The following is a 10,289-nucleotide window of genomic DNA, read 5'->3' as shown; positions in this document are numbered from 1 at the left end:
CTCGGCATTCGAGCCTAACGGTCGGGCCGGTCGCGACGCTATGGAGTGCGTCGACAAGCGGCCCGATCTGTCGGAAAGGACAGCTTCCGCCGTCTCCGGCGGGAACTTCCACGGTCGGAACTCGCCGGTGCCGGGACCGGCCGGCGTCGGGGCGGGAAGTGTCAGCAGGCGGTCGCCCGGGTGTCCGGGCCGGGTCCGCGCAGCTCCACCGGCACGTCGGCCCCGGCGAGGGCGGCCGCCGGGTCACCGTAGCGCCAGTGCACCCGGTACTGGGCGCGCAGCCGGGGGCGGGGGACCTCCCACTCGTACGCCACGACGCCCTGGCGTTCCTGCCGGAAGGGGGTGACGGCCGTGGTGGTCTCCGAGGTGAAGGAGGTCTCGCTGGCCCAGACCGTCGGTCGGGTGGCGGCCGGGAAGTCCAGCCGTACGGTGAGCCGGCGGGTGGGCAGCCGGATGTCGCGTTGCAGCCAGTCGCCGAACTTCCACACCGGCACCCGGTAGGCGTAGTGGATCACGGTGCGCTGCCCGGGGTAGAGCGGCGCCGGGGCGCCACCGCTCTCGAACAGCAGGGCGATCTTCATGAAGGCGTCCCGGCTGCGGGTCACCCGCCAGCGCATCGGCTCGGGTCGCTCGGCGCCGAGGGACGCCTGGAAGCTGACCTCGTCGAGGGTGAGCGGGTGACGGCTGTGGAAGGCGGTGGACCGGGCCGGGTCGTCGGGGAAGCGGTCGATGTCGATCTGCACGGTGTGTCGGGTGATCGGTTCGGTGCCGACGCTGTGCAGCACCCGCCGGAAGCGGCACTCGTACCCGCCGTCGACCAGGGACAGGTCGGCCTGCTCGTCGTCGATGACCAGGTGTGGCCCGGCCGGCGGGGGGACGGCGGTGGGGCCGAGTCCGGAGGCGCGGCCGGCCGGGCCCCGGGTGCCGGCGAACGCGACGTAGCGCTGCCAGATCCGGTTGCCGCTGTCGAGCACCAGTTCGACCCGGCGGGCGAACTCCTCGGTCGGTTGGTGCCGTCCGTTCTCGATGTGGCTGACGTACGACGGGTCGAAGCCGGTCCGCTCCGCCAGTTCCTTCTTGGACAGTCGGCGTTGGTGGCGCCAGTGCGTGAGCTCTCGTACGAAAGCCGCAGCCGTGTCGTCCTCTGTGGAGCTACCCATGCCCCCGTCCTCGTTGTCGGGCCTCAAGTGTGTCCCAGGTGTTGCGGTCGCGCCAGCCATGATCTCGCAGCCGTGCAGCCTGCCTGGCCAGCAGGCGACCAGGGTGTGAACGGCCTGTTACGGCGCGGCCGACAGCGGGCCGTCGGCGTCGCGCCCCGCTACCGGACGCCCGTCCGGCCGATCTTGTCGGGCGCGTGGAATCGCGCGTGGCGGGGTATCACTTCCGGTCATGAGCAGCAGCGCCACGACGGAACCGGACACCCGCACCGCGACCGCCGCGACCACCGTCGCCGTCGTCGCCCACCGGAAGAAGACCCTCGGCGGCGGCCTCGACGAGCTGCGCGCGACGCTCGTCTCCGCCGGCGTCGAGCGCCTGCTCTGGTACGAGGTGCCGAAGAGCCGCAAGGCCCCGAAGAAGGCCCGCAGGGCGCTGGAGAAGGGCGCCGATCTGATCTTCGTGTGGGGCGGCGACGGCATGGTGCAGCGCTGCGCGGACACCCTCGCCGGCTCGGACGCCGCGATGGCGATCCTGCCCGCCGGCACCGCCAACCTGTTCGCCACCAACCTGGGCATCCCCACGGACCTGGCCGAGGCGGTCCGGATCGGGCTGCACGGCCGCCGGCGCAGGCTCGACCTGGGCCGGCTCAACGGAGAGCACTTCGCGGTGATGGCCGGCGCCGGCTTCGACGGCGACCTGATCCGGGAGGCCGACCGCAAGCTCAAGGGCAGGCTCGGCCGGGTCGCGTACGTCTGGACCGGGCTGCGCCACGTGCGGGGCGACCTGGTCCGCACCCGGATCCGGGTCGACGGCGCCGACTGGTTCGACGGCGAGGCGAGCTGCGTGCTCTTCGGCAACGTCGGCACCATCACCGGCGGCGTGCCGGCCTTCGACGACGCCCGCCCCGACGACGGCGCCCTGGAGATCGGCGTCTCCACCGCCAGCGGCGCGGTCGACTGGGCCCGTACCCTCGGCCGGATGGCGACCGGTCGGTCGGAGGACTCGCCGTTCGTCCGGATCACCCGGGGGCGGAAGGTCACGGTCCGGTTCGCCACCGCGAAGACGTACGAGTTGGACGGCGGCGCCCGGACGCGCACGAAGCGCCTGAAGGTGAAGGTGGTGCCCGGGGCGTTGACGGTCTGCTGCCCCGAGGCGGACAGTTGAGCCAGGTGCGTCCCGGGGGAGGGGCGATGGTTCCGACGCAGGACATGCTGACGGTCCGCCGGCTGCGGCTGGGCATCGGCGTGGTCGGTATCGCCCTGCCGTTCGTGCTGACCGCCGGCCACGCGCTCGTCACCGGCCGGCCGATCCTGCTGGGCTCGATCAGCGGGGCGTACCACACGGCGATGCGGGACGTCTTCGTCGGCAGCATGTGCGCGATCGGCGTCTTCCTGATCTGCTACCGCTACCGCCGTCTCGACGACGTGCTCAGCAGTGTCGCCGGGGTGCTGTCCATCGCGGTGGCGCTGCTGCCCACCGCGCCCGGCCTGCCCAGCGCCGCGCAGACGCTGGTGGGGCGGCTGCACCAGGTCTGCGCCGCCGCCCTGTTCCTGATCCTGGCCGGCTTCTGCCTGCTGCTGTTCACCCGCACCGACCCGACGGGCGTGCCGACCCCCGAGAAGCTGATCCGCAACCGGGTGTACCGGGTCTGCGGCTGGCTCATCGTCGCCGCGATCGTGGCCGCCGTGGCCAGCACGTTCCTGCCCGACGCCGTCCAGGACGCGGTCGAGCCGGTCTTCTGGTGCGAGACGGTGGCGGTGCTGGCGTTCGGGGTGGCCTGGCTGGTCAAGGGCGAGGCGATCATCCGGGACGGGTCCGCGTAGCGGCGGTCGGGCGGCGGGTGGTCGTTCCGCGCACGGGTGCGCCGGGCAGGATGGCGGGATGGACCGGACCGTACGCCGCTACCTCGACGACCTGGCCGGCACGGCCCGCGACGTCCTCGGCGACGACCTGGTCGGCGCGTACGCGGCCGGGTCGGTCGCGCTCGACGCGTACCAGCCGGGCCGCAGCGACGTCGACGTGGCGCTCGTCGTCGCCGACCGCCTCGACGTCGTCCGCGGGCGGGACCTGCTGGCCCGGCTGCGGCACGAGGCGCTGCCGTGCCCGGCGCGCGGCCTGGAGCTGGTCGTCTACACCCGCGCGGTGGCCGGGTCGGGCACCCCGGAGCCGGGGTTCGAGGTGGAGCTGAACAGCGGGGCACGGATGCCGTTCCGCGCCACCCTCGACGCCGCCGACCGGCCCGCCGCCGACGGCCGTTTCTGGTACGGCCTGGACCGCAGCATCCTGCATCAGACCGGGTACGCCCTGCTCGGCCCGCCCGCCGTCGAGGTCTTCGCCGACCTACGCCCGGACGATCTGCGCCGGCTGCTCGTCGAGGCGTTGCGCTGGTGGCTGGCCCTGCCCGGTCCCGCCGCGAGCGGGCACACCACGGACGGGTCGGGCGGGGACCCGCCGCTGCCGGGCGCGGAGGACGCGGTGCTGGGCGCCTGTCGGTCCCTGGTCCGGCTGCGCGACGGTGTCTGGCTGTCGAAGGTCGCCGCCGGGCGGCGGGTCGCGGCGGCCGGGGCGTACCCGGAGCTGATCGCCCGCTGCGTGGCGGCCCGCAGCGGCGGCACCGCGCCGGGTGGCGGGCAGGCCCGCGACTTCCAACGGTGGGTGCTGCGTCGGGTGCTCGACGGGAGCTGACCCGGCGCGGGGCGGTGGGGGACCGAGCCTGGCGGGATGTGTAAAGAATTCTTGACACGGTGGCACGGGCAAGCCTACCGTCGATGTGTCAAGAACTCTTTACACGTCGGGAGGGGTCCGTGGCCTTCGAGGAGAAACGCGCCTGGATCATGGCGGTCGTCGCCGTCGTCGCGTACGCCAGCTACGCCACCGTCGTCCTCGGCCGCGCCGACGGTGTCCCGCTCGCCGACGTCCCGTACGCCGCCGCCCTGCTCTGGACCGTCGGCGGCGCCATCGCGGCGGCGATCCTGCTGCACATCGTCGTCTCGATCGTCTCCCCCGAGGGGGCCAACCAGGCCGACCAGCGGGACCGCGAGATCCACCGGATCGGCGAGCACATCGGCCAGTCCTTCGTCGTCGTCGCCTACCGGCGGGGCTTCCAGTCGTGGTGAAGCCGACCCGGGTCACCAACTCCATCCGCGCCCTGCGCGCCGCGCACGGCGACCTGACCCAGGCCGAACTGGCCCGCCGCATCGGCGTCACCCGGCAGACCGTCATCGCCATCGAGCAGGGCCGCTACTCGCCCTCCCTGGAGATGGCCTTCCAGATCGCCGGCGTCTTCGGCGTACCACTCACCGACGTGTTCCACTACCCGCAGGAGGACTCGTGAAGGCCCTGGTCCAGGACCGCTACGGCAGCGTCGACGTGCTCCGGCTCCGCGACGTCGACCGGCCCCGGCCCGCCGACCCGGCGACGAGGTCTACGGCACCGGCGCCGGCAGCTACGCCGAGTACGCCCTCGCGCCCGCGCGCAAACTCGCCCGCAAACCGGCCGGCCTCAGCTTCGCGGAGGCCGCCGCCGTGCCGGTCTCCGCCCAGACCGCGCTCACCGCCGTCCGCGACGCCGCCCGGGTCCGCCCCGGCCAGCGCGTTCTCGTCATCGGCGCGGCCGGCGGCGTGGGCCACTTCGCCGTCCAACTCGCCGTGGCCGCCGGGGCGCACGTCACCGGCGTCTGCGGCCCCGCCAAGACCGACCTCGTGCGCTCCCTCGGCGCGGCCGAGGTCGTCGACCACAGCCGGGAGGAGATCACCGACCGGGGCCTGCGTCACGACGTCGTCATCGACACCGCCGGCAACCGCCCGCTGACCCGGCTGCGCCGGGCCCTCACCCCCACCGGCACGCTGGTCCTCGTCGGCGGCGAATCGGCCGGCGGACGCCTGCTCCGGGGCATCGACCGGCAACTGCGCGCCCTGCTGCTGTCCCCACTGGTACGCCAGCGCCTCGTCCCGCTGGTCGCCAAGGAGAGCAGCGACAACCTCGACGCGCTGACCGCACTGATCGACGCCGGCCAGCTCCGGCCGGTCGTGGACCGGACCTGGCCGCTCGCCGAGGCGGCCGAGGCCATCCGGCACGTCGAGGGCGGCCACGCCCGCGGCAAGAACGTCGTCCTACCCTGACCCCGCCTGGTGGGACGGTCAGCCCCACCAACCGTCGGTCAGGTGCCCACCACCTCCGGCCGGTGCGCCGCCGCCGGCACGTACGGCTCGGGCGCCGGCCGGTCGGCGGTGAACTGCCCGCGACGCTCCTGCGGGGTCTCCTCCGCCGGCAGTTCCGCGGGCGGGCGGACCGTGATGACCGGGAACTCGGCGGTCTCCGACCCACCCGCGGCGGCGGCCATCACCGCTGCGGCGGCGAGGTCGGCCACCCGCTTCGCCTCGCGCTGCACCCGCGCCCGCACGTCCTTGGCGTGCCGCTCCACCGAGTCGGCCGCCTGCCGGGCCTCCTCCAGCCGCTTGGTCTCCGTCGCCAGGCTCCGGCGGACCTCCTCCAGGCGTCGCTGCGCCTGCATCAGGTCCCGCTCGGCGGTGTCACCCTCCTGCTGGATCTCGGCGAGTTGTCCCCGGGCGGTCTCCAGTTCCTCCCGGACCTGGGCCAGCGCCTGCTGCCGCTCCGCGATCTCCTGCTGTACGGCGGTCAGCTGCTCCTGATGCCCGGCCACCTGCTCGTCGGCGCGCTGGCGCACCTCCGTCGCGTACTGCTGCGCCTCCGCGATCAGTGACTGGATCTGCTGCTCGGCGGCGCTGTGCTGGTTGGTCAGCTCCTGCTCGGCCGCCGCCCGGTGCGCGACCAGCTCCTGCTCGGCCGCGGCCCGCAGCTCGGCGATCTCCTTCTCCGCGTTGGCGTGCAGTTGGGCCAGCTCCTGCTGGCTCTGCGTACGTGCCGCCTGGATCTCCTGCTGGATCTGGGTCCGCGCCGCCTTCGTCAGCGCCTCGGCGGCGGCCCGGGTCTGGGTGATCTGCTTGGCGGTCTGTTCGCTGATCCGCTTCGCCTCCTGCTGGGCGCGCTCGTGCGCGGCCTCACCCTCGGCCCGCAGCCGCTCCGCGCGGTCGTGGATCTCGGCCAGTTCCGTCTCGGCCACCGACCGGCGCTCCTCGTACGCCTTGTCCTGCTCGGCCCGGCGCGCGGCCAGGTCCTCGTCCAGGTCACGCAGCGCCTGGGCGGTCCGCTCGCGCGCCTCGGCCAGCACCTTCTCCGCCTCCGACTGCAGGGTGTTCGCCCGCTGCGTCGCCGACTCGGTGATCACCCCGGCCTGCTTCTCGGCCAGCGCCAGGATCTGGTCCACCATCGGCCCCAGGTCCCGGAACGAGGCCCGGTCGACCTGCGCCGGACGCTGGCGCAGCTCGGTCACCTCAGCCTGCAGGCGTTGGATGTGCGTGGTCAGGCCGTGCAACTGACCGGCGGCCTGGTCGCGCTCCGCCGTCACCGTCGCCAGCTGGCCGTCCGTCTGCTCGACGTACCGGTCCACCTGCCGCTTGTCGTAGCCGCGCAGGGCCGTCTCGAAATGCGGCCGACCGGCCACGTCGTCACGCAGCGCGAACGGCTCCTCGCCGTTGGACATGCAGCACCCTCCGTACCTTCCGAGCGCCACGCGGATGTTCGCCCACGGGCCAGTGATGTGGCGCAACGCTACCGTCGTCCGGGCCCCGGTCATAGGCCCGCCCCGCTGATCGGGACACCCGGCGGGTGCGTCGCCGCACCTCGTCGGACGAGGCCGGCTCCATCGACCGTCCACGTCGGTCACGGCCCCGGCCTCCCCGGGTACGACGTGCGACCGTCACCGCCTTCCGCCGGGCACGTACGGACCCTCCCGACGGGTCGGGCGGGGGGTAGCTTTCCGGACATGCGTCTGCTGTTCGCCAGCCTGGCATCGGTCGGGCACACGTACCCGCTGATCCCCCTCGCGATCGCGGCCCGCGAGGCCGGTCACGAGGTGCACTTCGCCACCGGTGAGGCCGTGCACGCCCCGCTGGCGGCGAACGGGCTGCGGCCCTTCCGGCCGGCGGACGCGTTCTACGACATCTACGCCGAGGACCTCGAGCCGGAGCTGGCCCGGTTGCGGCCCGACCTCGTGGTGCACGAGTGGGGACTGCCGGGGGCGGCCGTCGCCGCGTACCGTGCCGGAATCCCGAGCATCTGGCACGGATTCGGGCGGATGTTCCCGGCGGGGATCGGTCTGGAACCGCCCGTGGCCGCCGGTGAGGTGCCACGACTCCCGCACGTAGACATCTGCCCGCCCTCCCTGCAGGACCGGCGCTTCCTCGCCACCGAGGAGCGCATCGCGGTGCGTCCGGTCCCGTACTCCGAGCCGGGCATCCTGCCGACGGGCGTCGGGACGCGGGCTGGGACGCCGTTGGTATACCTGACCCTCGGCACGGTCTTCGGGACGCCGGAGCTGCTCAGCACGGCCGTCGAGGGCCTGGCGAGGCTGGACGCGTACGTGGTGGTCGCCGCCGGCCGGGTACGCCCGGAGCAGCTCGGCGACGTGCCGGACAACGTCACCGTCCACGCCTGGGTGCCGCAGGCGGAGCTGTTGCCCTACGTCGACGTGGTCGTGCACCACGGTGGCAGCGGCACCACACTCGGCGCGCTCGTCGTCGGGGCACCGCAGGTGGTCCTGCCCCAGGGCGCCGACCAGTTCGCCAACGCCGAGGCGGTCAGCGCCGCCGGGGCCGGACTGCGACTCCTGCCCGGGGAGGTGAGCGCGGACCTCGTCGCCGACCAGGTCGCGCGGTTGTTGCCGCGGCACGGCGACGGCGGCCACCGGGACGCCGCCCGCGCGGTCGCCGAGGAGATCGCCCGGATGCCCGCCCCGCAGGAGGTGGTCCGCCAACTGCCGGAACACCTCGACCGTACGTGAGCCGGCCCGCCGCTGCGCCTCGCCACGAGGCCCGGAACCGCGACGACGGGCCCGGCTGTGCGATGTGACCGGCGCCGCGTTCCGTGGATTTGACGATCAACTCGCCGGCCGCGTAACTTTCTCTCTGCCAGCGCGGAACGGACGAAACAGGGCGAAAGACCTGGGAGGCCGGAGCGCGGAACCGACATTCGGGTGGTGCCCCGAATCGACCAGGGGGTCGATTTGGTGAGGCGGAGCCGACCGGGTAAGGTTCCACGTCGGCAGGGAAACGGACGGATTCGTGGGTGACCGCGAGCGGCCGTCCTGCCGAGAATCCACGAGTCGAGCGGCGTGAGCCGGTTGATTTGTGGTGCCTGGAATTGTGGTGGAAGTGGTGTGGATCGCGACAGAGCGGTTTGACACGGCGGATATCAGCGGGTAACGTAGTAAAAGTGCCCGGCGCGAGAGCGTTGGACGCGGTTGGACGATGTGCCCCGGGTCGGGGGTCCTGCGGTTGTGGGGTTTCCGGGCGGTGTGTGGTTGTTCTTTGAGAACTCAACAGGGTGCTTGATAAGCCAGTGCCAATTATGATTTATACCCCGGACTGGCGATTCTCTTTCGGGAGGGTTGTTGGTTGGGATTCCTTTGGCAACACTTTTGTTGTCAGGACAGTTTTTCGACAAGTTTTTGTTGGAGAGTTTGATCCTGGCTCAGGACGAACGCTGGCGGCGTGCTTAACACATGCAAGTCGAGCGGAAAGGCCCTTCGGGGTACTCGAGCGGCGAACGGGTGAGTAACACGTGAGCAACCTGCCCTAGGCTTTGGGATAACCCCGGGAAACCGGGGCTAATACCGAATATGACCTCCGATCGCATGGTTGGTGGTGGAAAGTTTTTCGGCCTGGGATGGGCTCGCGGCCTATCAGCTTGTTGGTGGGGTGATGGCCTACCAAGGCGACGACGGGTAGCCGGCCTGAGAGGGCGACCGGCCACACTGGGACTGAGACACGGCCCAGACTCCTACGGGAGGCAGCAGTGGGGAATATTGCACAATGGGCGGAAGCCTGATGCAGCGACGCCGCGTGAGGGATGACGGCCTTCGGGTTGTAAACCTCTTTCAGCAGGGACGAAGCGTAAGTGACGGTACCTGCAGAAGAAGCGCCGGCCAACTACGTGCCAGCAGCCGCGGTAAGACGTAGGGCGCGAGCGTTGTCCGGATTTATTGGGCGTAAAGAGCTCGTAGGCGGCTTGTCGCGTCGACTGTGAAAACCCGCAGCTCAACTGCGGGCCTGCAGTCGATACGGGCAGGCTAGAGTTCGGTAGGGGAGACTGGAATTCCTGGTGTAGCGGTGAAATGCGCAGATATCAGGAGGAACACCGGTGGCGAAGGCGGGTCTCTGGGCCGATACTGACGCTGAGGAGCGAAAGCGTGGGGAGCGAACAGGATTAGATACCCTGGTAGTCCACGCTGTAAACGTTGGGCGCTAGGTGTGGGGGGCCTCTCCGGTTCCCTGTGCCGCAGCTAACGCATTAAGCGCCCCGCCTGGGGAGTACGGCCGCAAGGCTAAAACTCAAAGGAATTGACGGGGGCCCGCACAAGCGGCGGAGCATGCGGATTAATTCGATGCAACGCGAAGAACCTTACCTGGGTTTGACATGGCCGCAAAACTCGCAGAGATGTGAGGTCCTTCGGGGGCGGTCACAGGTGGTGCATGGCTGTCGTCAGCTCGTGTCGTGAGATGTTGGGTTAAGTCCCGCAACGAGCGCAACCCTCGTTCGATGTTGCCAGCGCGTTATGGCGGGGACTCATCGAAGACTGCCGGGGTCAACTCGGAGGAAGGTGGGGATGACGTCAAGTCATCATGCCCCTTATGTCCAGGGCTTCACGCATGCTACAATGGCCGGTACAATGGGCTGCGATACCGTGAGGTGGAGCGAATCCCAAAAAGCCGGTCTCAGTTCGGATCGGGGTCTGCAACTCGACCCCGTGAAGTCGGAGTCGCTAGTAATCGCAGATCAGCAACGCTGCGGTGAATACGTTCCCGGGCCTTGTACACACCGCCCGTCACGTCACGAAAGTCGGCAACACCCGAAGCCGGTGGCCCAACCCCTTGTGGGAGGGAGCCGTCGAAGGTGGGGCTGGCGATTGGGACGAAGTCGTAACAAGGTAGCCGTACCGGAAGGTGCGGCTGGATCACCTCCTTTCTAAGGAGCACCATCCGTCGAAAGACGGCATGGAGCCCACGGCCCGCGAATGTCGGGTCGGGGTGCTCAGATGGCGGAGACACTGG

The 10,289-nt window shown here is 71.0% G+C and carries 9 protein-coding genes and 1 rRNA gene; 8 read left to right on the top strand and 2 right to left on the bottom strand.

Annotation, left to right across the window (positions count from 1 at the left end; all coding sequences use genetic code 11):
* Positions 1 to 161: 161 nt before the first annotated feature.
* The gene (locus tag ACPFP2_RS26175) at positions 162 to 1,160 is read right to left on the bottom strand and encodes a helix-turn-helix domain-containing protein (RefSeq protein WP_424092358.1); all 999 of its coding nucleotides are present in this window, start codon (positions 1,158 to 1,160) and stop codon (positions 162 to 164) included.
* Between the two features lie 229 nt (positions 1,161 to 1,389).
* Here ACPFP2_RS26175 and ACPFP2_RS26170 point away from each other — a divergent pair, with 229 nt between their 5' ends.
* From ACPFP2_RS26170 to ACPFP2_RS26145, 6 genes are all read left to right on the top strand, one after another.
* Positions 1,390 to 2,322 carry a diacylglycerol/lipid kinase family protein gene (locus tag ACPFP2_RS26170; RefSeq protein ID WP_424092356.1) on the top strand — a complete coding sequence of 311 codons (933 nt, stop codon included), beginning with the start codon at positions 1,390 to 1,392 and terminating at the stop codon, positions 2,320 to 2,322.
* A gap of 26 nt (positions 2,323 to 2,348) precedes the next feature.
* A complete protein-coding gene (locus ACPFP2_RS26165; protein WP_424092355.1) occupies positions 2,349 to 2,981 on the top strand; it encodes a DUF998 domain-containing protein in 633 nt (210 codons plus the stop codon).
* Positions 2,982 to 3,039: 58 nt separating this feature from the next.
* Positions 3,040 to 3,843 (top strand): nucleotidyltransferase domain-containing protein, encoded by an 804-nt coding sequence (locus ACPFP2_RS26160; RefSeq protein ID WP_424092353.1) that lies wholly within the window; start codon positions 3,040 to 3,042, stop codon positions 3,841 to 3,843.
* A 119-nt stretch (positions 3,844 to 3,962) separates the two neighbouring features.
* Positions 3,963 to 4,274, top strand: a complete 312-nt coding sequence (locus ACPFP2_RS26155) for a hypothetical protein (protein WP_424092351.1) — start codon at positions 3,963 to 3,965, stop codon at positions 4,272 to 4,274.
* The gene (locus ACPFP2_RS26150) at positions 4,268 to 4,492 is read left to right on the top strand and encodes a helix-turn-helix transcriptional regulator (protein ID WP_424092349.1); all 225 of its coding nucleotides are present in this window, start codon (positions 4,268 to 4,270) and stop codon (positions 4,490 to 4,492) included. Before ACPFP2_RS26155 ends, ACPFP2_RS26150 begins: the two co-directional genes overlap by 7 nt.
* A 190-nt stretch (positions 4,493 to 4,682) precedes the next feature.
* Entirely contained in the window at positions 4,683 to 5,279 is a 597-nt protein-coding gene (locus ACPFP2_RS26145) for an NAD(P)-dependent alcohol dehydrogenase (RefSeq protein WP_424092347.1), read from the top strand.
* 38 nt (positions 5,280 to 5,317) lie between these two features.
* Here ACPFP2_RS26145 and ACPFP2_RS26140 read toward each other — a convergent pair whose 3' ends face one another.
* Positions 5,318 to 6,721, bottom strand: coding sequence for a hypothetical protein (locus ACPFP2_RS26140; protein ID WP_424092345.1), 1,404 nt, complete (start codon positions 6,719 to 6,721; stop codon positions 5,318 to 5,320).
* A gap of 282 nt (positions 6,722 to 7,003) precedes the next feature.
* Between ACPFP2_RS26140 and ACPFP2_RS26135 the strand changes: the two genes are divergently transcribed.
* Positions 7,004 to 8,020, top strand: a complete 1,017-nt coding sequence (locus ACPFP2_RS26135) for a glycosyltransferase (RefSeq protein ID WP_424092343.1) — start codon at positions 7,004 to 7,006, stop codon at positions 8,018 to 8,020.
* Positions 8,021 to 8,686: 666 nt separating this feature from the next.
* A 16S ribosomal RNA gene (locus tag ACPFP2_RS26130) occupies positions 8,687 to 10,203 on the top strand.
* Positions 10,204 to 10,289 lie beyond the last annotated feature (86 nt).

It is taken from the genome of Micromonospora citrea (assembly GCF_049629545.1).
GTDB lineage: Bacteria > Actinomycetota > Actinomycetes > Mycobacteriales > Micromonosporaceae > Micromonospora > Micromonospora citrea_A.
This window is presented reverse-complemented; position numbering and strand designations above follow the sequence as displayed.

Excerpts from the sequence above, each read along its gene's own strand:
- ACPFP2_RS26175 (WP_424092358.1), bottom strand. The coding sequence starts at position 1,160 with ATGGGTAGCTCCACAGAGGACGACACGGCTGCGGCTTTCGTACGAGAG.
- ACPFP2_RS26140 (WP_424092345.1), bottom strand. The coding sequence starts at position 6,721 with ATGTCCAACGGCGAGGAGCCGTTCGCGCTGCGTGACGACGTGGCCGGT.
- ACPFP2_RS26170 (WP_424092356.1), top strand. The coding sequence starts at position 1,390 with ATGAGCAGCAGCGCCACGACGGAACCGGACACCCGCACCGCGACCGCC.
- ACPFP2_RS26165 (WP_424092355.1), top strand. The coding sequence starts at position 2,349 with ATGGTTCCGACGCAGGACATGCTGACGGTCCGCCGGCTGCGGCTGGGC.
- ACPFP2_RS26160 (WP_424092353.1), top strand. The coding sequence starts at position 3,040 with ATGGACCGGACCGTACGCCGCTACCTCGACGACCTGGCCGGCACGGCC.
- ACPFP2_RS26135 (WP_424092343.1), top strand. The coding sequence starts at position 7,004 with ATGCGTCTGCTGTTCGCCAGCCTGGCATCGGTCGGGCACACGTACCCG.